This window comes from Novosphingobium sp. HR1a (genome assembly GCF_015594425.1).
Taxonomy (GTDB): Bacteria; Pseudomonadota; Alphaproteobacteria; order Sphingomonadales; family Sphingomonadaceae; genus Novosphingobium; species Novosphingobium resinovorum_A.
This window is the reverse complement of record NZ_JABXWS010000104.1, coordinates 1-23,512: the sequence shown is the minus strand read 5'-3', so window position 1 is coordinate 23,512 and position 23,512 is coordinate 1. Positions and strand designations below refer to the sequence as shown.

17 protein-coding genes are annotated in these 23,512 nt (G+C 59.2%); 4 read left to right on the top strand and 13 right to left on the bottom strand.

Going from position 1 to position 23,512, the window contains the following annotated elements; all coding sequences use genetic code 11:
* Positions 1-407: hypothetical protein (locus tag HWN72_RS27765; protein WP_211151972.1), on the top strand; the 407-nt coding region annotated here is incomplete at its 5' end.
* A gap of 297 nt (positions 408-704) precedes the next feature.
* Here the strand turns inward: HWN72_RS27765 and HWN72_RS27760 are convergent.
* The 6 genes from HWN72_RS27760 to HWN72_RS27735 all read right to left on the bottom strand — a co-directional run bounded on the left by HWN72_RS27760 (position 705) and on the right by HWN72_RS27735 (position 8,238).
* Positions 705-1,247, bottom strand: coding sequence for an aromatic-ring-hydroxylating dioxygenase subunit beta (locus HWN72_RS27760; protein ID WP_248006398.1), 543 nt, complete (start codon positions 1,245-1,247; stop codon positions 705-707).
* Positions 1,240-2,613 carry a Rieske 2Fe-2S domain-containing protein gene (locus tag HWN72_RS27755; RefSeq protein WP_211151971.1) on the bottom strand — a complete coding sequence of 458 codons (1,374 nt, stop codon included), beginning with the start codon at positions 2,611-2,613 and terminating at the stop codon, positions 1,240-1,242. Before HWN72_RS27755 ends, HWN72_RS27760 begins: the two co-directional genes overlap by 8 nt.
* A gap of 75 nt (positions 2,614-2,688) precedes the next feature.
* A complete protein-coding gene (locus HWN72_RS27750; RefSeq protein WP_211151970.1) occupies positions 2,689-3,627 on the bottom strand; it encodes a 3-hydroxyacyl-CoA dehydrogenase family protein in 939 nt (312 codons plus the stop codon).
* 52 nt (positions 3,628-3,679) lie between these two features.
* Positions 3,680-4,930 (bottom strand): MFS transporter, encoded by a 1,251-nt coding sequence (locus HWN72_RS27745; protein ID WP_211151969.1) that lies wholly within the window; start codon positions 4,928-4,930, stop codon positions 3,680-3,682.
* Positions 4,930-7,248 (bottom strand): TonB-dependent receptor, encoded by a 2,319-nt coding sequence (locus tag HWN72_RS27740; protein WP_211151968.1) that lies wholly within the window; start codon positions 7,246-7,248, stop codon positions 4,930-4,932. Before HWN72_RS27740 ends, HWN72_RS27745 begins: the two co-directional genes overlap by 1 nt.
* A 108-nt stretch (positions 7,249-7,356) precedes the next feature.
* Entirely contained in the window at positions 7,357-8,238 is an 882-nt protein-coding gene (locus tag HWN72_RS27735; protein WP_211151967.1) for an alpha/beta hydrolase, read from the bottom strand.
* A gap of 295 nt (positions 8,239-8,533) precedes the next feature.
* Here HWN72_RS27735 and HWN72_RS27730 point away from each other — a divergent pair, with 295 nt between their 5' ends.
* From HWN72_RS27730 to HWN72_RS27720, 3 genes are all read left to right on the top strand, one after another.
* Positions 8,534-9,547 carry a hypothetical protein gene (locus HWN72_RS27730; protein ID WP_289357702.1) on the top strand — a complete coding sequence of 338 codons (1,014 nt, stop codon included), beginning with the start codon at positions 8,534-8,536 and terminating at the stop codon, positions 9,545-9,547.
* Between the two features lie 46 nt (positions 9,548-9,593).
* Positions 9,594-10,730: an NAD(P)/FAD-dependent oxidoreductase gene (locus HWN72_RS27725; RefSeq protein WP_248006400.1), complete on the top strand. Its 1,137-nt coding sequence runs from the start codon at positions 9,594-9,596 to the stop codon at positions 10,728-10,730.
* Between the two features lie 113 nt (positions 10,731-10,843).
* Entirely contained in the window at positions 10,844-11,470 is a 627-nt protein-coding gene (locus HWN72_RS27720) for a MarR family winged helix-turn-helix transcriptional regulator (RefSeq protein ID WP_211151964.1), read from the top strand.
* Between the two features lie 196 nt (positions 11,471-11,666).
* Here the strand turns inward: HWN72_RS27720 and HWN72_RS27715 are convergent, their stop codons facing one another.
* The 7 genes from HWN72_RS27715 to HWN72_RS27685 form a co-directional block, all read right to left on the bottom strand.
* Entirely contained in the window at positions 11,667-13,778 is a 2,112-nt protein-coding gene (locus HWN72_RS27715) for a prolyl oligopeptidase family serine peptidase (protein ID WP_211151963.1), read from the bottom strand.
* Between the two features lie 92 nt (positions 13,779-13,870).
* A complete protein-coding gene (locus HWN72_RS27710; RefSeq protein WP_211151962.1) occupies positions 13,871-15,871 on the bottom strand; it encodes a S9 family peptidase in 2,001 nt (666 codons plus the stop codon).
* Between the two features lie 14 nt (positions 15,872-15,885).
* The gene (locus HWN72_RS27705; RefSeq protein ID WP_248006397.1) at positions 15,886-17,982 is read right to left on the bottom strand and encodes a TonB-dependent receptor; all 2,097 of its coding nucleotides are present in this window, start codon (positions 17,980-17,982) and stop codon (positions 15,886-15,888) included.
* Positions 17,983-18,086: 104 nt separating this feature from the next.
* Positions 18,087-20,213 (bottom strand): TonB-dependent receptor, encoded by a 2,127-nt coding sequence (locus tag HWN72_RS27700; protein WP_211151961.1) that lies wholly within the window; start codon positions 20,211-20,213, stop codon positions 18,087-18,089.
* Between the two features lie 288 nt (positions 20,214-20,501).
* Positions 20,502-21,524, bottom strand: coding sequence for a FecR domain-containing protein (locus HWN72_RS27695; RefSeq protein ID WP_211151960.1), 1,023 nt, complete (start codon positions 21,522-21,524; stop codon positions 20,502-20,504).
* On the bottom strand, positions 21,521-22,021 hold the full coding sequence (locus tag HWN72_RS27690; RefSeq protein WP_211151959.1) for an RNA polymerase sigma factor: 501 nt from the start codon (positions 22,019-22,021) through the stop codon (positions 21,521-21,523). Before HWN72_RS27690 ends, HWN72_RS27695 begins: the two co-directional genes overlap by 4 nt.
* 340 nt (positions 22,022-22,361) lie before the next feature.
* The gene (locus HWN72_RS27685) at positions 22,362-23,408 is read right to left on the bottom strand and encodes a hypothetical protein (protein ID WP_211151958.1); all 1,047 of its coding nucleotides are present in this window, start codon (positions 23,406-23,408) and stop codon (positions 22,362-22,364) included.
* Positions 23,409-23,512 lie beyond the last annotated feature (104 nt).

Genomic DNA, 23,512 nt, shown 5'->3' with positions numbered 1-23,512 from the left:
GGCCTAGAGTCTCGGCCGCCCTTCACATCACCCGCGATGACGAGACGATGGTCCGGGCCATCTATCCGGTACTGATGGATGTCATCCGTCGCCGCGCGAGTATTGATCTGGCGAACCTGGCACTCGCTGTGCGCGAACGTTGTCCCGAGCCCGAGCACCCGATTTATCGGCTGAGACCTGACGATCTTCCCAGGCCGCTGCAGGTTCTGCGCGCCTTCACCTCTCCACGTGGGTACCCCGACATGACTTGCGTGGTGGTTCAAGGCACAGCGCCCCTGACCGCCGAAGATTACGCGGACCCGATGCGGGCAGCCGCACGCGCGTTCACCTTTGACTGGCCATCCGTGGAGGAGCAGCTTGCACTGCAATGCGACGAGTGGCGCCGGGAATTCGAGGGCAGGGAGTGATCATCAATGAGGTCACGCACAGCGCACGGACGCCAGAGTCCCGCCGCGCGACCTCACAGAACCTCCAGATTCCACAGGTTTTGGTATGAGTCTATACAGACAAGGCATAGGTGCCGGTACTCGTGACTTGGCTCAACCGGATACCGTCAACGACAGGAAGCCGGACGATGAGACGTTTCCACATTGACGAGCGATTCATCATGGGACGGGAACTGTCGCGCTGGCGACAGCCCCCTTTTTAACCTTTACCGATGACCCGGAAAAAAGGTCATCATTACCGATGTTTTCACCCCGGTGTTAAACGAAGATGCCAAGGTTCGGGCTTCGCAAGGTCGTGTCGGCAAGCAAGGCCCGTCGTTTCAGCAACTTAGGCCCCGCTTGCCCGAAGCGCAGCAGATCGGTGCGGCGAACCGGGAGGATGTCGCCCGGAATGTCGGTGGCGCGCTGGCGGTAGAGCAGCAACGCGCTGTCTACCTGGAAAACCGTGGGCTGTTGGGTGGGTTCGACCAGTACGCTACCCACCACCCGCGTCGTCCGCGACGGCGGTGTCTCCGACCAGCATTCGCCACAGTTCAGCCTGTCGATCCGCACTTTCAGGCGACGCTTGGTGTCGTGGATGAAGTGCGCGTTACCCACGGTTTCGTTCTCGAATTTCAACCGGGCTTCGCGGATGGGCACTTCGTAGAGAATATCATCGTCCAGCAGCTCGTACCATTCATCAAACCGTCGTTCGTCGAGCAGCTTGGCTTCGAGGGCAAGGAAACGTGAGGCAGCCAGGAATGCCTCTGCCGCGGACATCACCGGATCGACGACCCCTGTGTCAGTGACTTTGTCAGTCATTGTGAACCTCCGTCACGGACGCGCGCATATCCTTGACCCACCGGCGCCAGAAGCCCTCCTGCATATATTCGCCGTATGTGGTCGTGTAATGCCGACCGGGACCTTTCCACTCCAAGTCAGGCTCGCTACGCTTCTGCTTGAAGTGCATCGGGATCGCGTCGCGCCGTGCCCAGGGACTGCGCGCCAAGCGCGCAACGCCTTCCCATAGCACTGAATCATCCTGCTCGATCATGCCGCCCGCTCCAAAGGCGAACTGGCCGGCAACATAGGATTGGCGCTGATAGTCTTCCGGCATGAACGCATATTCGAGCTGCCAGTGCCACATCTCCATCACGCCCGGTTCGATCGGCTGCCACACGCGGACATCGGTGTAAGCCATCGGGAACTCGCCGGGAGAAGCGGGCGAAGGGAAGCGAACGAAGCTGAAGTTTGGAAAGATCGTACCGATCGTGGGCGGCAGCGAGGTCAACAACCACTTTTGCGTCTCGTCGAGGTTGGACAAGTCCATCTGCTCGCGAAGCTCGGGAGGATAGCCCCAGAACGCGAATTCCGGCCCGAACCATTCGGGAAGGTTATGCCCGACGAAACTGTGTCCGTTGTCGAACAGGAAGCCATCGGCACGGTCGCCGTTATTGCGCAGGTCGCCCGCAGCGAAGCCCGAAAGCGTGGCCGAGTAATGCGCCGTGCCGACATGGTAGGAATCGCCGCTGAAGTTTTCCGATCCGCTTTTCCAGTCGGAACGGATGATGAATCGCTCCGGCGGCGCCAGAACACGCATACCGTCCGGGTGCAGGCCGAACAGCACGTCGAACATCCAGCCGGCCCCTGCGAGGTACTCCTCCAGATCGGGCCCATTGGGTGAAAGGCAGGCGAAGATGAAGCCATGCGTGGTTTCCACCCGGGGGGCCTTGATCAACCCCCACTCCTTGCTGTCTGGCCGCTTGCCATAGGCCATGCTCATCTCAGGCGCGCCAACGAAGTCGCCGTTATTCTTGTACGTCCAACCGTGATATGGGCAGCGGAAATGGGTGGCGTTGCCCGAATCCTCGGCACAGATCGACGTACCGCGGTGGCGGCAGTGGTTCAGCATCACGTGAACCTCGCCCTTGCCCGTGCGCGTGACGATAACCTGATCAAGGCCGATGCGCCGGGTTACGAAGTCGCCGGAGTTGGGGATCTCGGTCTCGTGCGCGATGAACACCCAGGAACGCGTGAACACACGCTCCATCTCGGCACGGAACACGCGGTCGTCCTGATAGGCATCGATCGGCATCTCGCCGCCGTCGAGGCCCTGTTCGATCCGGTCGCACAGGTCTTCGATGTAGCGTGCCTCGCTGTCAGGGTCGATCGGCCGATATCTGTACATGGTAATCTGTGCTCCTGAGGTGGTGTTTCATCATGGTGCGGCGATCGGCCGCGGTAAGAGCTGGTCCCGGGTTAATCAGTCCCTGACGCAAGACGATGCTTCAACCTTTCCGTTCGGCGGGGGCGCACCTTGCAAAGAGAGCAGGTGCGTGATGAGGTCCTGGCGTATGCGCAGCATGTCTTCCTCGCTCCAGATCTTGAAACCTTCTCCCGTCTTGAAGCCGAGTTTTCCGGATGCGACCCGGGCTTCCAGATATTCGTGAGGAGCAGCGTGCCGATCCAGCTCAGGAATGATCGTTCGGTGAATGTCGAGCGTAAGGTCGAGGCCGATAAGATCGGCATTTTCCAACGGCCCAAGCACTGCCAGACGGCGGCCGAAACTCGATTTTACGCACAAGTCCAGCGTGGCAGCATCGCAGATCCCATCGGCCACCATGGAAATCGCCTCTCGCCACAAAGCGAACTGAAGGCGGTTGCCGATGAAGCCGGGAACATCCTTATGAAGCTGGGCGGGAGACTTCCCGATGCGCCGCATCATCGCCATCGCAGCCCTAACGGTATCGGCTGAAGTGTGCTCCCCCGGTACGACTTCTACCAGAGGAATAAGCGGCGCGGGATTCCACCAGTGCGTGCCCACGATCCGCTCCGCCGTTGGTAGTCCTTCCGCGATGGAGGTGATCGAAATGACGGAAGTGTTGGTCGCCAAGATGGCATCAGCAGGCGCTTGTTCGACGAGCGCCTTGAAGAGCTCACGCTTCACCTCGATCTTTTCGGGCGCGCATTCGGTGACGAAGGAAGCACCCGTTACCGTCTTCGCCAAATCGCCGGTAATCTCGATGAGATCGACCGTCGCAGGATCTCCGCCGGTTGCGGCCAGGCTTTCGCGAATGCGCGCGGGAAGCGCCGCCTGTATCACGCTGCTTGGATCGTAAATCCGCGTGGCGAACCCGGCAGCGGCAAAGACTTGCGCGATGCCGCTGCCCATCAGGCCACCCCCAAGCACGGCCACGGTCATTGCCCGTGCACTCGCAAAACGAAGCCGGTACGGGCCAGGCTGCCTGGCGCCATCACACTTTCACCATAGGCAAGGGTCCGATGTCATCCTGGGAAGCCAGCGAACGCGAAGACATCCTCGAAAATGTCGCGTAAGCGATTACGGCAAAGACCGCATTGGCGATAACCAGCGGCATCAATCCTCCAGAACGAATGTCGAAACTCATCAGATAGAGGACGACCATCGGCGAGAAGAACTGGCCGACGAAGAACGCCGAACTCCAGCTACCGCCGCTCGTGCCCCGGCGGTGGGCGGGGGCCAACCGCAGAACGGCAGCCATGGTGAGCGGGCACAGGATGCCGCACCCCATCTGGTTGATGAAAGCACCGATCACCAAAGCTGGCACGCCCGGCCACAGTGCCGCCAGCAGAAGACCGGCCCCGGCCAGCGCAGTGCTGCCGACAAGCATGGGAGCAAAGGGCAACGCTCGCAGGTAGCGGAAGCTGAACGAACCAAGCGGATTGCCGAGGCTGGCGATGGCGATCAGTACCCCGATTTGTGCCGAGGAGCTGACATCGCGCGCGGAAAGGAAACCGCCCATCTGCAACGGAACGATATAGAACAGGATCGAACCGAAGAAAGTGGCCATCAGCACCGCGATCATCGGCAATGGCAGGCCGCGCGGTCGACCGGCTTTGCCCGGTACTGGATCACTCCCCTTCCGCCTGGGGTTGTCGGGCTCAAAGATGATCGGGACCGCCGCCAGAAAGATTATCAGGCTCATGCCATAAGCCGCGAAAGGGAACTTCCAGGTGATGCCGCCCAGTATCCCACCGATAATGTAGAAAAAGGTCGCGCTCAGCGCGGATACGGCCATCATGTACGCCACCCACCGATCGCGGGTGGGGCCTTCAAAATAGTCGCCAATGAGCGCGATCGAAGATGCCATGATGACGGCTTCGGCCATGCCCAGCCCGAAGCGCGAACCGATGATCGCGTAGGCGTTATCAAGCCACAGCGGTGCCGTGCCAAGAAAGCTGTAGACGAACAGCGCCGTCAGCAGGCAGACACGCCTGCCGTAGAAATCCGCCAGGTATCCCCCCAAAGCCGAGAACAGGGCAATCGCCAGCGCGGGTGCGGTCAGCACGATCGGGGCAAGGCTTATGCCGTCAGGCCCCGGGCCAAGCACTTCGGGCAGGCGGTGCGCCACGGGCGACAGCAGAACGACGCCCATCACCGGCAAGGCGGACGCGATCAGGAGAAGTATCCCCTGAGCGCGACCGGCCTTGCGCCCCTTCGTTGCGTGCTTCAATGGCGACGTCATCAGAAGCTGTACCGTGCTCGGACACCGTAGGTGCGCGGCGGTGCCAGGAAGCCATTGACCGGGAAGCCTGTCAGGCTGCTGGACTGGTAAGCCGTTTCCAGAATCTTCTTGTCGGTGACGTTGTTGACGAACGCAGTAAGTTCGATGCCATCGGTACGTCGATAGGAGAGAGAGACATCGAGCTTGGCGTATGAGGGCTGCGACACCGCGTTTACGTTGAACTCGTCGAAAAATATCCGCGAAGACCAGAACCCTTGAGCCCTGCCGACGATGGACCCCGACGCGATTTGCGCCGCGTATTCTATCCCGCCGCTGACGGTGAACTTGGGAGACTGCGGCAGCCGGTTGCCCGAAAGATCGATCTGGCCAAGGCCCGGGCGGCCCTGATCCGAGTTGGTGAAATCGGTGAACTCCGAATGGAGCCAGCTTGCGTTCAAATCGATCTTGAAGTCATCGACGGGCTCGAAAGTCGTCTCCGCCTCGATACCGTAGATCTTGGCCGACGTCGCGTTGGTCAGAACCACGTTCTGGCCATCGATCTTGGTGAGTTGAAGATCCGAATAGTCGTAGTAGAACGCTGCCAGGTTCATGCGCAGTCGATTGTTCAGCAGGCGCGTCTTCAGGCCCGCCTCATAGGCCCAGACTGTCTCGGGATTGACCGGCGGATTGTTGAGCACGACGCCTCCACCCGCGACCGGGATGACCTGCGTTCCGCCCAGATTGAAGATACCGGCCTTGAAGCCCTTCGAGACAGAACCATAGATCAGCGTCTGCGGAGAAACCTGGAAGTTGACACCGAACTTGGGAGTGAAAGCGTTCCACCGCTTCGAGGATTTGTAGGGCGCTGCGAAAGGCAGGTTCCTGTTCACGAAGTCCGCCGCCTCAAGGAAGCGGGTCGAGGTAACGAAGTCAGTATAGAGATCGATGTCGGTCTTCTTCTCGGTGCTGTAACGCCCTCCCAGGATCAGGGTCAGGCGATCGGTCGGGCGGTAAGAAACCTGCGCAAAGCCAGCAAAAGCCCTTGCCTTCAGGTCGCCACCCGCGCCGTAATTGCTCCGCCAGTTGCCCGGCTGTAGCGCCGAAGTTACCGGATCGTAAGCAAGCGGAGTCCAGAAGGAGCCCTGAAGGTTTTCGGCGAAGAAGTAGGCGCCCGTCGTCACGTCGAACGCCTCGCTAGAGTAGTTGAGGTTGAGTTCCTGCGTATAGGCGTTGGATTTTTCATCGTAGAAGATCTGGTTGATCGGCAAACTGGTGCCATCGAGATCGCTGTTCAAACTGAAGGCCGTGTGACGCCACGCACTGATCGAGCGTAAAGTAAAGTCGTTCAGTTCAAGCTTGGCATCGACAGTAATGCCGCCGCTTCGACGCCGATAGCGCGGATCGACATCGGACGCGATGTCGTACCCGTTGATAATCGCGGTTCCGCCTAGCTGGATACCGGCAACCGGCAGGCCCGATACGCCCGGCTCCCCGGTCAGGCCACGCTGATTGACCAGGCGCGCACCGCGGCCGCGCGATCGGTCTCGTCCGATATCTCCGATCACCGTTACGGAGAAGTTGCTTGCCGGTTCGAAAGCCAGGGTCAGGCGTGCGGCACGAGTGCGCGTGTCGTCAACGTCGTTGCCGGTGACAACGTTGGTCCCGTACCCATCACGATTCTGGCCGAAGAAGGCGATGCGTGCGCCAATGCCCGGCGCGATCGGGCCACCGATGCCCCCTTCGACGATCAGATCGTTGTAGTTGCCGATCGTCAACTGACCGGAACCGCTCCAATCGTCCGTCGGGCGGTTTGTATAGACGTTTATCAGGCCGCCTGTCGCGTTGCGCCCGTATAGTGTGCCTTGCGGTCCGCGCAGCACTTCCACGCGCTGGACATCATAAAAATTGCCGATCTGCCCGGCAGGCCGCGCGATGTATACGTCGTTCAGGTTGTAGGCAACGCTGCCTTCGGCGCCAGTCGACAGATTGGCATAGCCGATACCGCGAATGGCGAGTTTGGCGGCGCCGAATGTCTCGCCGAAGTCGAAATTCGGAATTGAACTGGCAAGTCGGGCGATATCGTTGACGCCAGCTTGAGCGAGCGTGTCGCCTGACAGAGCGGTGATGGCGATGGGGACCTTCTGCACGCTGCTCGCGCGCTTCTCGGCAGTCACCACAATCTCACCATCACCCGCATCCCCGCGGCTGGGGGCTTTGGTGACGGATTGAGCGAAAGCGGGATTGCTTATCATCAGGCTGGCGGCACTTACCCCCAGCATTACTGAAACATAGCGGCGCTGTGAAAAGGCTGTCATGATTACCCCCATCTTGCTGATCAATTAATTTAAATTATCGAATAATTTTCCCTGCGAAATTTATTTCACTATTTCATGTTTTACTTTGGATATTGGCGAATTATTTGCCAAAATAGTGTTGCAACGCTCCACTCATGAAGGCGAGCCAGATCTCAGGAACTGGGTTACCCGGCCAATCCACGGATGCCCCTCATCGACACAGCGCATGTTAGTGTCGAAGTGGTTGTGGCCCGCGAATACTTCCTCGATCACCGGAACGTCATTATCGCGCAATGCAGAAGCGAAGCGTTTCATGTCTTCAGCCAGGGACCACAAGTCATCGTCTCCGGCAGAGACGTAGAAGGGCGGTGCTCGATCTGAAATTTGGGCAATGGGATTTGCGCGGATTACATCTTCATCGTTGGGAATGAAGGTTCTGCGCATCTTTAGTGCAGCCTCAGTGCCTGCCCCCTCCCCGGCGAAATTCATGTCCAGCGGCGCGCTCACCGCGATGACGCCCTTTATGATGGCAGGCCCAAGGTCATGCGCCGCCAGCCAACTCGCGTCGAGGGCTACTAGAGCCGCAAGGTGCCCTCCTGCGGAATGGCCGCCAAGGAAGATGCGCTCCGGATCTCCCCCGAACCCGGCGATGTTGTGATAGGTCCAGGCGAGCGCATCACCGACATCCTCGACAGCGGCAGGAAAAGGGCTTTCGGGTGCAAGGCGATAGGACACCGAAACGAGAACCGCCGGCGTCTCGACGATCGCCGAGGCCATGAAGCCCATCCATTCCTTGTACCCTCCGATGAACGCTCCGCCATGGACAAACAGCAATACGGGCAGCGGTTCCGAAACGTTCAACGGCGCGTAGACATCGACCTTCTGGTAATAGTCCTGCCCATATTCAAGATCAGCGTGAAATGTCACTTCACCTCCAAGCGCAACCTGCCGAGAAAGATCCAAAACGGTCTCCGCGTAGGCAATGGCGTTTTGAAACAGAGGTGAAGGGCGTGAAGGCAAATCACTGAAAGACACGATCCATAGTCCTCTATAGAAGCATGCGTGCACGCACGCCTGACCTACGGTCTTATTTTAACCTAAATAATCAGCATTTGTCTTAAGTTTTATCTCAAACCAAGCGCAATCCCCCAACTGATTATTGATCCTCATATGACAGAAAGCCATTCGCGGTGAGGGATCAGCTTGCATTTCGTATAAGGGCCTCCAATTCATCAAACTGTCAAGCGCAAAGCTTGCGTTTGCATATTTTGATGCCTAAAGTAGTTTTCGACCGGCTTGGGGTGCTGGGCTTCAGAGAAAAGGGCGGGATGTGAAAACGCAGAGAAAGCAAAGTGTTAACCAGCAGATAGTGGCTGCTTTCGGTATCACGCACACTCCTGGCTTGGGTGATCAGATGGATAGACCAGATTCGGCGCTGGTCGAGCGACTCATGGCTGGCTTCGATGTGGTCAAAGACCAGATCACCGAAGCAAAGCCGGACGTGTTGATCGCGCTCGTCAACGATCACTTCGACATGTATACCTTGCACAACCTTCCCGGCTTCTCGATCGCGCTCGGGGATACGCACTATGGGCCGACGCCGGAGACAGAGGCGTGGATACAGATGAAGCGGAGGCCTATCACCGGACACGCAGATCTTGCCTTCGACATCTATAAGACGCTGATGGACAAGGGTTTCGAGTTGCACCGTTCTGAATCGGCGGAACTGGTTCACAATGTGCTCATTCCCAAGAAGTATCTCTGGCCCGACCTCGACCTCCCGATTGTCCCAATCTTCACCAACTGCTTCATTCCGCCGCTTCCAACGTTCCGTCGCGCCTATGACATGGGGCTCGCAATGCGCGAGATCGTTGCGCGCCGCCCGGAGCGCGTCGCAATCATGGCGAGCGGGGGGATTTCGCACTGGCCTCCCATTGTCTTCGATCACGACGATGCATCTGATCCTCTGATTGCGCGAGTTCGTCAGTTCAATATCCTCGGGCGCGACGCGTGGGCGAAAGATCCCACGCTGGCAATGGACCTGATCGCGCGAGAGAAAGAGATGTCGCAGTCGGGCAAGGAGCTCATCAATATTGAGTGGGATCGTGAAATTCTCCAACAAATCGCGAGTGGTGACGTAGAGGGTCTGCGGAGCCTGGATCACGCCGCGGTCCGGGAACTGGGCGGCGCTGGCGGGTCCGAGATGCTGATGTGGGTAACGCTTTTGGGAATGATGGACGGGGCTCCCAGCGATATCGTGATGTACGAACCCGTCGTCGAATTCATGGGCGGGGTCGGCCTGACAAGCTACGCCCGGACGATCGCGGGCGCCACGAACGCGTGAAGGCACACGGCCTAAACTAGGCAGCATCAAGGATGGGGTTGTGAATATGGGGCTCAAAGCAATCGTCAGCGGTGGTGGCATCGGCGGCCTTTCCACCGCTACCGCCTTGGCGCAGCGTGGCTGGAACGTCACGGTCTATGAAAGTCAGCCAACCTTGCGCGTCACCGGGTCTGGCATCTACGTCCACTCCAATGGTCTGGCAGTTCTGAGCGCGCTTGGCGCCTTCGACCGGGCGATGCGCGGCGCCTTCATGGGAGACGGCGTTGAACAGCGTGATCACCGCGGTGGCATCATCCTGCCGGCGTCGATGCCGCCGGGCGTGATGATGGTGTCGATCCCCCGCTTCGACCTGATGGAAAGCTTGGCGGATGCGGCTCGCAACGTGGGTGTCGAGATCGTCACCGGCGCGTTAGTTGTCGATGCGCGCGCTGACGGGACCTTGATTTTCTCCAACGGGCGCAAGATCACGGCGGATCTCGCGATCGGATGCGACGGGATCTGGTCGCCCGTCCGCAAGGCGCTCAACCTGGAGGAGTTTCACCAAAGAACCGCCGAGGGCGCGCTGCGCACGATCGTCAAGGGCACCCAGGCCGAGATGCCGCCGGAAGCCCGTAACCGGTGTATCGAGAACTGGAGCGGTACCCGCCGCTTGCTGATCACGCCGATCAACGACGAAGAGATCTATCTGGCGCTGACATGTCTGTCCGACGACGTCGAGGCGAGCGATACTCGCGTCCTGCCATGCTGGCGCGAAAGCTTTCCGGATTGGGCTTGGCTGATCGACCGCATCGGCGAAGAAGTGACCTGGAACGTCTACAGCCACATCCGTTGTAAGCAGTGGTCGGCTGGCAGGACCGCAATTCTAGGTGATGCCGCGCATGCTCAGCCGCCCAATCTCGGCCAGGGCGGTGGCATGGCGCTACAAAATGGCTTGGCGCTTGCCGCCTATATGGCTGACGTACAAGATCGACGCGACATCCCTGACGCGCTGGCGGCGTGGGAGGCTGCCGTTCGCCCGCTGACGGAGCATTGCCAGTACTGGTCGGTTCTGTTCGGGGAAATCACGCGCATTCCGGACGATATTCGTTCCACCTTCATCCGCTCTGCATTCACCAACGCGTGGGTGCGAGAAAGCCTTGGTGCTGCAGCAGCATCGACCCCAATTGTCCGCAAGGCTGGCTGACTAGTGAGCAACAGTGGTGCCAAGCTCAATTGCGCACTGCCGGACTACGGGTTAGAAACGCAGTTGTGAGCGGGCTGACCGCGGATGTCAGCTCCTGGAAAATGGAATAATCTGTGAACAAGCGCGGCTCCGAAATTGAACAATCCAGCGGGAACCACAGTCAAACGACGACGCAGGAGGGTTATCTTCCCCACGATCTACAAAGGCTGATCAATGCGTTGGACAAGAAACTCCTTGAGTATCTTCGGCCATTGAATTTCACGCCGCAGCAGTATCGTGTCCTTCAGATCGTGTCACAGCTAAACCCGATCAGCATCGGCGAAATCGCGCGGCTTGCCGTGATCGAGCAATCGGTAGTCAGCCGGATGGTTGATCAGCTGCGGTATCGCAAGATACTGACTAAAGCGAAAAGGTCTGACAACGGGCGGGTGGTGGACGTGCAGTTGACCACTACCGGTCGGGCCCTGGCCGACGAATTGCAGCCGGTAGCCGAGGCAATCGTCAAACAGAGTACGGAGATACTTACCGAAAAGGAGCGCGCGCTCCTGACAAAAACTCTTTCGCGCGTGTTCGACCATGTTATGGCCACGAACAGCGCAGTCCCAGAAACGTTGGGGTCCAGGGTCAGTGCTCCTGACGATGAAACAGGCGGTACCCCCCCGACAATTGAGGCAATCGAGTCATCGTCTCGGCGGGCGCAGCCGGTTCATCAAAGTGCAGGAAGCAAAGGTGGAAGATAGAAATGCGTTTGCGCGAATGTCTTTCTGGCGGGTCATCTGGTTTCTTGCCTTGCCTTCAGGCGGCCAACCATCCCCACCGCCGCGAAGGCGCAGACCTTGCCCGAGCGACAGGCGCCGGAGTGTCCTGAGGAACGCTCCGGCGTCGGTCCCTGGCGGCTAATGGAACGTACCTGCTCTCAGAGCCGCTCGGTCACGGCTAATTGATCAAGGTATCGATCAGGAACGTCATGCGGTTCGCCATCAGATCCGGGCGGTTCAACGGATCGCTCACGCCGTGGCCGCCATTCTGGTCCTCAAGGTAATAGACCGTGGCGCCCGCGTCCTTCATCCGCGCGGCGAGCTTGCGGGCATGGCCGGGGCCAACGCGGTTGTCGGACGTGGCAACGGTGATCATGAACGGGGGGTAGGCTTTGCCCGGCACGACATTCTGATAAGGCGAATAGCGGTTGATCGCAGCAAGCATCGCCGGCTCCTTGGGATCGCCGTACTCGTTCGTCCATGCCGCACCCATGCCCATATAGGGCATCCGCACCAGGTCGGTCAGCGGCACATCGCTGACGATTGCCCCATAAAGCTCGGGGTGGCGCGTGCCCATGACCGCAGCCAGCAATCCACCGTTGGACATGCCGAACACGCCGATGCGGCGGGGGGTGGTGAACTTTTCGCGGATCAGCGCCTGGGTCACGGCAGCAAAGTCATCGTAGCTGTTCTCACGCTTTTCGCGAATTGCCGCCTGGTGCCAGGCCTCGCCCCGATCACCGCCGCCCCGGATCAGCGGCAGGGCCAGCGCACCGCCCCGGTTAAGCCATGTGAGCAGCGACTTTCCGCCCACGAGGAGATCGAGATAACCGGGCACGAAGCTGATCCCGAATGCACCGTAACCTGTCATCAGCAGCGGTACATCGCCCTTGGAAGGTGCCTTGGGCCGGAGCAGATAATAATCGATCGACGTACCGTCCTTCGATGGCGCCGATTTCAGCTCGACAATAAACTTGGTTGCGTCGAAGGCCGGTTTTTCACTGAACAGAGTGTCATTCAGTCTGCGGCCGACAAGATCGAGGCGTGTGGGAACGAGGAAACCAGCCCGCTTGACGATCACGGCGTCGCTTGCACGATCCGCTCCGAGAAGACCGACGTTCGTGCCGACAGGCTCAGGCTTGTCGCGCGTCAGCGTCCATTTTCCGTTCGCCCTGGCATTGGCCCTGATCACCTGCTGGATGCCGCGCTTGCTCATCACTGCGAGCATTCCGCTATTCGTGGCGGCGATCCCGGAATAGGCGTCGACCAGAAACTCGTCCTTGTTCGCACGATAGGCCACCGAATAGCGACGGTCTTCCGCCACGCCCGGATTGAAATCATACGCAACGATGCTTTCGGCCGGGACGGCCTGCCCCATGACTGTCGCGGTTTGAGCCAGTTGAACGTAAACCCGGCCGCCATTAACGACAGGCGTGCCCATTTTAACTGCGAGAGGAAATGGCAACGGTTTCACCGAGCCGTCCTGGCCCACTTTCAGGTGCTCGAAAGTGGAATAGTCGATCGCGCGCTGAATGATCCCCACCCTGTTCGCGCCCGTGCCCGTTGCATTCAGCATCATCAGCGAGTCACCAGGCTGCGCCGAATAGACCACTTTGGCCGAAGACAGCGGCGTACCGCGCTTCCACACCAAAACATCCCGCGCCCATCCGGTCGAAAGAGTGCGCGCGCCGCTTATGGTATGCTCCAGCAGCAACGTATCGTCATTCAGCCACGCCGCCATCGTGCGGCTTGCCGGAGTGCGGAAGCCGTCTGCTACGAAGGCACCTGTATCGAGATCGAATTCCCGCAGTTCATCCTCGTCGCCGCCTCCCGGAGACAATTGCAGGATACAGCGGTTGTTGCCCTCAGGCCTGCAGGACAGACGCGTTCCATCGAAACGCAGTTCATAGGCCTTGCCCTCCGCCTTGCCCAGCGCATCCACATCGATCACGTCGCGCCACGCCCCCGGCGTTCCGTCGGGCTTGCGTCGGCTGACCGACAGAACTCCGTGCGGACGTTCCGCGCTGCGCTGGAAACGCAGGGCGTAGGGCCCCGCCAGCAAAAACTCGGGCGGCGGGTTGGCGGCGGAGAGCGCCGTTTTCAATTCGTGCAGAACCGCAGCATGATCGGGCATGGTCGCGATCTTCGCTTCTGCAGCCTGCGTCTGCTGCTTCGCCCAGTCGAGCGCCTTGGCATCGGTTGGGACTTCCAGCCACTGATAACTGTCCTGGGCGGCAATGGGTGATGCGATTGCAGTTGCCGCCAGCATCGTCGCTTTCATGATATTCATTTTGCGTCTCCGGGAAGGAAGCCAAAAATCATGCGGCCTTTACGGCGAGTGACATTGAAGTCGCGAACGCCGACGTCGCGCCGCAGGACCAGCTATTTCGCATCAATCTTCTGCTTGAGGTACATGTCGAACCACTTCACGGTGCGCTCGGCGGCGTCGATCTGGTTTTCACGCTTGAGGAAACCGTGTCCCTCTTCGGCATACAATTTCGAATCCACCGTCTTGCCCGCCTTCTTCAGGACGTCAACGATCTGCACGGCTTCATGCGCTGGCACGCGAATGTCGTTTTCCCCTTGCAGGACCAGCAGCGGTGCCTTGGTATCGCGCAGGTACGTCAGCGGACTGACGCGTGTGTAGACATCCTTGTCTTGCACCGGATCGCCGATCAGACCGCGCTGATACTCACGCAGCGCAGGCGAGCCGCGTTCCCACATCGTGTTCCAGTTGACGATGCCGTATTGTTCCACGCCTGCCGCCCAGAAATCCGGCATTCGCGCAACGGCCATCACTGTCATGAAGCCGCCATAGGATCCGCCCGTGATACCGATCCTGCGCGGATCGGCGTAGCCCGATGCCACCAGGAACTTCGCGGCGGCGGCCTCGTCCTCAAGGTCGCGCCCGCCAAGGTCGCTCCGGTTAGCCTGCTCGAACGCACGGCCATACCCGGTGGAGCCGCGCACGTTGGGCGCGATCACCATATATCCGCGCGAGGCAAGCGCGGTGGCTGTCCGGTCGAACTCGTCATAAGTCTGGCCGGTCGGGCCGCCATGGGCAAGCACCACGACCGGCGCGGAACCGTCACGCTTGAGATTCCACGGCATCCAGAGCACGGCACTGATCACCGTTTCGTCCGCGCTCTTGTAGCTGACGATGCTGGTACGCGGCAGGGTTTCGGGATTTATGCTGGCAAGGCCAAGATTGGTCAGCCGGCGTGTCTCGCCGCTGCGCATGTCGAGTGTCCAGTAGTCGAACGGAGATCCCCCGGAGGAATGCGGGAACAGCAACTTACCGCCATCGGGCGAGAACGCCGGCAAAGAGCCGAAGTAATCGCTCACATGCCCTTCAGGCAAAGGCAACTTGCGCGCGGCCTGTGCCGTCAGGTCATAGGCATAAACTTCGTCGCGACCGTCCACATTGGAAACCGCCAGGGCGGTCTTGCCATCGGGGGAGAAGGCCCCCGCTTCCTGCGGCCAATCGCTCTGCCGTATCGGTGTGCGCCTGCCGCTGGCAATATCCAGCAACACGGCCTGCCGCAGCCCTGCCGCATTCTCGCTGGTGAGGGTGAGCATCCGCCCGTCGGAAGAGAGACTTGCCGCATGTTCGTAAGGCAGGTCCTTACTGCCCGCGACCTTCACTGCCTTCGCGCTGGCCACATCGATGCGCCAGACGCTGCTTTCGGTCTGCCCTGCATTGGTGCGGTTCGCATAAACGAACCTGCCATCCGGGCTGAAGGCGCGAACGAACCAGTATGTTCCATCCTCCTTTTCCTGTGTAAGCAGACGGACCTTGCGATCCGCAAGGGTCATCAGAGCGACATTGGTGCTGGGTTCCGTGGCGATGCGGCGGTTGAAAGCCAGCATCTTCGAATTCGGGCTGATCGCGAACGGTCCAGTATCAGACGCATCTACCGAAGCGGTCAGGTTCACCGCCTCCCCGCCATCGGCCGGAATCGCGAAGATGTCGTAGATCTCGCGCCCGCCAACATCGCTGGCGTAAAGCAGCGTACTGCCATCCGGCGTCAACTTGGGATAGAAAGTCTTGTCTTCCGATTGCTGAAGCTGGAGCGGAAAGCCCCCGGAAGGCGATACGCGCCACAAGTTTATCCGACCGGTCAGGTCGGTGGACAGTACCACCTGACCATCTGGCGTCCAAGTCGCGAACCAGCTGGACCGGGTAAAGAACAGGTCCGCGATCGGCACAGGCTTTGCGTCCCTGCGTTCGGGAGACACGAGTGATCGTGGGTCGGTCAATGCCCGGTCCGGTGCGCCACGAAGGACGGCTATGCCGGGCCTGGCCGGATCGTGCGACGTTTCCTGAGCCAGCACTCCCCCCGCCGAAGCGAGGAGAAGCATTGCGATGGCCGTATTGCGCATGGGTTCAGGTTTCCTTAGCGAGCGGGGCCGCCGAACGTGGCGTTCAGTTCGATGCCGAAAGTACGGGGACGCAGACGCGTCGCGGCGATGTCCACGTCGGTCGCGGTGATTGGCTGAACCGTGCGATAGCTGGTAGCGCCATTGTCGTTCGCAAGATTGTCAACGAACAGCGACACTGAGAACATGTCCAGTTCAAGACCGATACGAGCATCTACGATGTCGATGTTGTCACCTGGAAGATAGCCGGGGAACGACGTGAACCGGCGCGGGCTGCTGTGCTGCCAGCCGACACGACCAAAGGCGTTTACTGAACCGGAAATCGGGGCGCGATAGTCGGCCGAAGCATTAGCGGTATACTTGGACACGTCGTCGACCATGCCGCCCTTGACAATGCCGGTGCCTGGCACGGCGGCGGAATAAGTCGCGTCGTTATACGACCCATTGGCCATAAGTGTCAGCCCTTCCACCGGGCGCACTATCGCGCTCAGTTCCACACCCTTGTTCCTGGTGCCGTTCGAATTGATCAGGCCATTGAACCCGGTCGTGCCGATCGGGACGCGTACCGTCACGTCCTTCCAATCGCTATAGTAGATTGCGCCTTCCAGGGTGAGCTTGCGGTCGAATAGATCCGCCTTGGCACCGATTTCATAGGTCCAGATCGAATCCTGACCAAGTGCGTCCGGCAGGTTGATCCCCAGCGGTCCGGCAAGCGTACCAGCGACGGTCGGCTGCAACTGGCCCGAACGAAAGCCCTTGGCCGCGCTGGCGTAGATCGTGGCATCTGGCGTCGGGTGCCAGGCGATGGAGAAGCGCGGATTCCAGCTCTTGTACGTATCGCCCGGCTGATTGGTTATCGCACCGGCGTTGTTCTCGACGCCATAAAGCTCCTCGTGATAATACCTCAGTCCGGCGGTGAGATCGATCGGTGCCCCCGGCAACGTGTAGGTTCCCTCACCGAACAGGGCGCGGGCCTTGCTGGTAACAACGCCGCTGTTATCGATGGCGAACAGCGGAAACAGAAACACGTCCGACCGCTTGGCGTCACGTAGATAACCGCCCACGGTCCACTGCAACGGTCCACTTCCCGTTGATGCGAGGCGCGCTTCATGAGCATCCACTTTTATGCCGATAGAACTCGTTAATTGGCCTCCGGAAATTTGACCCGCCTGCGGAAGGTCGAATTTGCTATGCGAATAGCCGTAGAACGCTTCCGCTCCGCCAAGATCGTAGCGTGCGCTGACGCCGTAGAGACGATACTTTACGCCTGAAGCCAGTACCGTCGCACGCGATTGCTGGCCGTCATCCGTGGAGTTGGAATCGCCGCCAGGAAATGTGCCTTTGTAGAACCAGTAGCTGCCATTGACGGACAGACGTTCGGTGGGCTTGAACAGCGCCTTGGCACGGAAAGTGGTGAAGGTCTGATCGTTCAGGTTGCGTTCGCCGGTGGCGGAATTATCTATCCAGCCGGGCAGACGTTCAGCCGTCCCGGCGACACGGACGCCGAGGATTCCGGGAACGATCGGAGCATTGAAAGCCCCCTTGATGCCCTGATTGGTGCCGCCGCCCTTGGTATCGGAAAGATAGGCGGAGCCCTTTGCCTCCCAGTTGTCGAGGTCGGCGTTCTTCGTCAGGACGCGCACCGTGCCACCCAACGACCCTTCACCAAACAGCGTGCCTTGCGGACCACGCAAAATTTCCACCCGGTCCAGATCCCAGGCCCTGACATCGGGTGAAAGAGGAACGGTTACACCCGTGAACGGCAAGTCATCCAGGTAATAGCCATTCTCATTCGCACCCAGCGAAGTGGAGACCCCGCGAATCGTGATTTTCATGATGCCATTGCCGCGATCGTAGACGCCGACGCCCGGCGCTTCCTGCAGGAAGTTTGCCAGGTTCTGGACGCCACGCTTCTCAAGATCTGAACCACTGACCGCTGAAATGGCGATGGGCACGTCGATGGCGCGCTCCTGACGCTTGCGGGCGGTGACGTAAATCTCGTCGCCAGATGCCGGGGTTCCCTCAACCGCCGCACGGTCCTGCGCAAATGCTACCGATGGCGCCAGCCCCGTCAAAAGCGCCATGACTGAACATGTGTAAACGATACGCTTCATCGAAAATGCCTCCCTGTGGCTTATGGAAGGCATGACGCGCGTAGATGCGCCAAGGACAGCTCGTGTTTCAAAAAAATTTCAAAAAAGAGGCTGTAGGATTACAATCAGCGCACCATCACCCCTAATTCCAGGCCGAAAGTGCGTGGCCGCGGCCTGTTGGACACCACATCGAAAGCACCCGGCGCGATGGGCTGGACCATGCGGTAACTCTCCGCGCCGCTTTCATTCGTGGCGTTCTCGATGAACAGTGAAAGGGACCAGCGCCCGGTTCCGATGCCGGCCCGCATGTCCACCCTGTCAATGCTGTCACCGGGCAGGTAGGACGGAAACGCCGAAAAGCTGCGCTTGCTGCCATGCTGCCAGCCTATGCGTCCGAAGCCGACGACACTGCCCGTTACCGTCCGGCTATATTCTGCCGTAGCACTCGCCGTGAACCGAGGCACATCCTCAACATTGTCTCCCGCCCGGATGCCGGTCCCCGGGACTGCCGCCGCATACGTTGCATGGGTGTAAGCGCCCTCTGCGCTCAGCGAGAAACCCTCTGCAAGCTGCAGGGCCGCACTCAGCTCGGCGCCCGTCGTTCGGGTTCCCCCGGAATTGAGAAGACCGTTGTATCCCGTATCCCCAATCGGAATGCGTACTGCCACGTCTTTCCAGTTGGAATGATACAGTGCGGCTTCCAGAGCGAGGCGCCCATCGAACACTTCCGCCTTCGCTCCCAGTTCATAGCTCCAGATCGAATCCTGAACGAGCCTTTCCGGCAGCACGAGGCCCGATTGCTCGGCAAGAACGCGTATCGAGGTTGGCTGCAACTGTCCGCCCCGAAAACCTTTCGCCGCGCTAACATAGATCGTGGCGTCGGCGTCAGGGTGCCAGGCGATGGAAAAGCGCGGATTCCAACTGGTGTAACTATTGCCGGTCTGGCGGGTCAGCACCCCTGAATTTGATGCAGCAGAGCCAATACGTTCCCGGAAATAACGAACCCCTGCCGAGAGATCGACCGTCGTATCCGGCAGGGTGTAGACTGCCTCCCCGAAAATGGCGCGCGTTTTATCCGGCGCGTGTCCGATGTAATCAATGTCCAGGCTTGGATACTGGAAAAGATCATAACGCCGTGCATCGCGCAAAAAGCCACCTAGTGTCCAATTCAGATGACGACTTGCCGAGGATGAAAGCCTGATTTCATGCGCATCGGTTTGTATGTCGATCACGGAGTGGAGCGGATGCCCCACGCTGATGCCTGTCTGGTTCAGATGGAAATAGCCATGGGAATACCCATAGAAGGCTTCGATATTCCCCAGGTCATAGTGCGCGCTGATACCGGACAGTTCATAGCGGTGATCGGTGGCGATGATATTGAGCCGGGATTGTTGACCGCTGTCCGTGGCATTGCTGTCCCCGCCGGGAAAGCTGCCATCGTAGCTGGAAAAGCTGGCGTTGACCGAAAGGCGCGCCGTGGGATCGAAACGAGCTTTGACACGATAGGTCCTGATGGTCTGATCGTTGACATTGGCCCGGCCGGTCAGGTCACTGTCGATCCAGCCGGGCAAATACTCGGCGGTGCCTGCCATACGCACCGCCAGGACGCCTGGCAGGATCGGCACGTTCAACGCACCTTTGAGCCCCGAGTTGGTCCCGCCGTCTTCCGTCTGCGAAGCATAAGCATTGGCCTTCGCTTCCCATTCGGTCAGGCCCACACCCTTTGTCAGAATTCGTACCGTGCCACCCATGGAGCCTTCGCCGAAAAGCGTACCTTGCGGTCCGCGCAGAACCTCCACGCGCTCCAGATCCCAGGCTCGCACATCCGGGGTGATTGGCACCGTCACACCTGAAAATGGCAGATCGTCGATATAATACCCGTTCTCGTTAGAGCCCAGTGAGGTTGAAATACCACGGATAGTGACTTTGAGGAGGCCGTTGCCGCGATCGACCATACCGACACCGGGACTCTCCTGCAAAATCTCTGCAATACTGCGCACGCCGCGCTGTTCCAATCCTGCACCATTTGCTACCCAGACCGCTACCGGGACGCTGATCGCCCGCTCTTCACGCTTGCGGGACGTCACCATAATCTCCGGCGGGTGCTCGGGCTTCCGCTCGGGCAGTGGCAGAGAACGACCCGGCACCCGCCGAAGCGCGCGCGGCCTGACTGACACAGGCCTCGTGATGATGAAGACGCCCGAAGAGGCTCGAGCGAAGGTGAGCCCCGTACCGATCAGCAGCTTTTTCAAGACAACGTCCGCTGAGGGAGCGGTTTGCGCGGAAAGGCGCCTTGTTGTTTTGCCTTGCACCATCCTGGGGTCAAACGCGACCTGAGACCCTGTAGCTTTGGCAAAAGCGCGCAGCGCCGCATCGAGTTGCTGAGAGGGTATCTCGACACGGGACGGTGTCTGTCCTGCGACAGCATTCCCGGGCCATGTCGGAACAGCTATGGACAGTAGCACGCAGAAACCCAACAACGCCCTGGGCACGGGTTCGCTAACTCCTGGAGGAACGGTTACCGAACAGCAACGCTAAGTTCATGGCTTTGTCAATTGCACTTTTCCATCAACCCACTTGGCGCGCACGCCATTTAATTGTCTCAGTGCATCCAGAAACCCTCTGTTGTCCGATGTTTCGAAAACGCCGGTAACGCGCACTGTTCCTGCTGCTTCATCGGCGATCACCAGCGGCTCCTTACTGTAACGGTTCATGCGTTCGACAGCCAAGGGAAGAGCGATGTCGTCAAAACTGACTTGACCTTTCCCCCAAGACGCACCCGTCTCAATTGAGCTGATCTGCTGCGCGCCGTTTCCGCGTGCCGGCATGGTCAGTTCCTGCCCCGGGCTCAGGAACTCTTCATCACTCCTTTGCAAGTCGAGTTTTGCAGTTCCTTCAGCTCCTTCAGCAACGTTGCGCAGGATCGCCACGCGCCCCTGATAAAGGACGACGTGAACCTGCGCGCCCAGCTTCTCTACACTGAAGGATGTCCCTGTCGCGACGACCAGTTTGTCTCCGACCGAAACCGTGAATGGGCGCAAGGGGTTGTGGGCCACATCAAAGCGCGCCCTCCCCTTTTCCAGGACCAGGGCACGGCGCTGATCGCCAAACGTGGCCTGCACGCTGCTATCACCATCCAGTGAAAGCCGGGAGCCGTCATCCAGCATGGCCACTTGCGTTTCCCCGATTCCGGTATCGAAGACTTTGCTTTCCGGCCCGGCCAGCCAGAACGCCATACCGGCAGCCGCAGCGCCCAACGGAGCCAGGATGCCCGCGACCCACCAACGAATTCTCGGTGGCTTTTTCCAGCGCCGTAACGTCGCTTCGCGATATCGGTCGATCGCGCCGGACCGCATATGCAGTACCTCAGGCATGCTGGCGATGGCTTCGGTCATATCCCACACTGCGGCAGCGCGTTGAAAGGCGTCGTGATTGTCGGGCTTGGCTAACCATGCGTCCAACTTTTCGCGCAGGGCAGGCGACAATTCGCCTTCAGCCAGTTCCAGGCACCATAGTGCTGCCTGCTCATCCCGGTCGGCAGGGAGATCCCATTCTTGGGTCATAGGTGTTCTTCCTGCAAAGCGCGCGCCAACGCGGCCATCGCCTTCGCGACCTGCTGCTTGACGGCGCTTGGAGAAATCCCGCAAGCGAGTGCAATGTCGACCTGGCTGATCTTCTCGAAGCGGTAGAGGATGAAGATGTGGCGTGTGCGTTCCGGCAATGTTTCAAGCGCCTTCATCGCCATCGCGAGTTGCTGCTGCCCTTCGAGGATAACATGGGCATTCAAGGGATCGCGATGGCGGTCCTGCTGGGCACTGATCGTTTCCTTGTAACGTTCACGGACCGCTCCATGCCGCTGCCGGTCGATCAGGAGGTTCTGTGCGATCTGAAAAACGTAGCTGTCGCGGCGGACCTCATGCTGCTCCAGCAAACGGATCAGCGTTTCCTGGGTCAGGTCCTCCGCCTCAGCATGATTGCGGAGCCGGCGCAGGAAGAACGCCTTCAGCGCAGGCTCCCATCGCCGTATTAGGGCTTCGGGGGAGGGTTCGGTGTTGTTCATCACGTGAAGGTCACTGTACCTCATGAATGGGTAGGACGCACGACTTCGCTTGGAGGACAGTCATAACTTTCACAACACCCTTTCGGCTGCCAATGGAGCAAGCGCGAGGCGATTATCCAGGCGCCGCCCGTCGCGGAAATTCGTGCGCTTTTAGATGATGGACATGAATCACACGTCGTGAATGGCGACACATATCGCGGTATCCCAGTGCAGTTTGGAAATAACAGAAAGGCGGGTTCCGTTGGTCTCAATAGACTCAACGAATGGTACCCGACGATTGAGCGGTAACCGCAGCGGAGAGACCCTCTGCCGCAAACCAGGACCAAGCGAGCTTTCGACCTCAGAACGTTTGGCGATAGAGTTCGAGGTAGGCACGGGACGTTGATGTCAGCCCGTCCTTGTTCCGGACATCGTACTCAAACCACCCTATTCCAGGCTGCTGCCCAGTACGCCGAATTATTATAGCATCATCCGCACCGAGGGTGACTGTCAGCCACTGGGCGTACTTCGCTGGTACCCGCCCCGCCGTTACTCGACTATCAAGAGGATCTACGCTAGCGGCGAAGTCAATTTGAATGTCGTTATTAACATACTGATAAGACGTGGCCTTAAGGTCTGGACCCCACGGCAACCAGTCAACTACACCAAAGAATTTACCCGTCGCGGTATTCGGCTTTGGAATGTCGGAAAATGATTGGAAATCAGCCATCAAGTCGTCGACGGTAATGGCTTTTACTCGTGCGATATCAATCGGCGTTCGCGAGCTTGCGCTGAATAGCCACTTGATCTCCGGCAAGACAATCAGCCTCATTCCATATTCGACTTGAGCGATTTTCTCGGGACTGGTGATGTACAGATCTGCTGCTTCGCCGAAGCGGGCGATTAGTTGAGCAGCAGCTTCTCGGCCTGCGGGATCGGTGAACATAGCACGCTTGGATCGCTCGAGAATCGCAGAAATCGAAGATGGCGAGTTGAAGTCTACCGCACCGTCTAAAAGCTGCAATCTGACAGCTTCAAGGTTCTTACCGACCTGTATCGCGTTGGTGCTGGTATCCTGAATCTCATAACCAGCATGAACAAGCAGTTTGAAGTTGAACGCTGTTACTTTTCGCGCGAATGCACGAACGTCTGCGTCGCTGCTTATCAATGCCGTGTAAGCGTCGAAATTTCGCAGTTCTGCCGGTGTTTTTGTGAAACCTGCATTGCGGGCCATCGCATCGGTATGCTCCCACCCTAAGACTTGGCTCACCGGAGACGCAACAACTCCGTCCATGGCCGGTACAATGCCCATGTAGAAAAAGCCGGTATCCAAGCTCATGGCCCCGACTTTCACCGGCACCCGGCCAGGGTTCTCCGGAACCATGGCCCCGGTCAGCTGATCCGCCACGCCTGGGCCAAATTGACCTTTCGTAAGCGCGCATTTCATAGCACGCTGCTTCCGGAGGCAGTGCGGCCATCATAGTTGACGCTGGACGAGACAGGCCGCCGCAG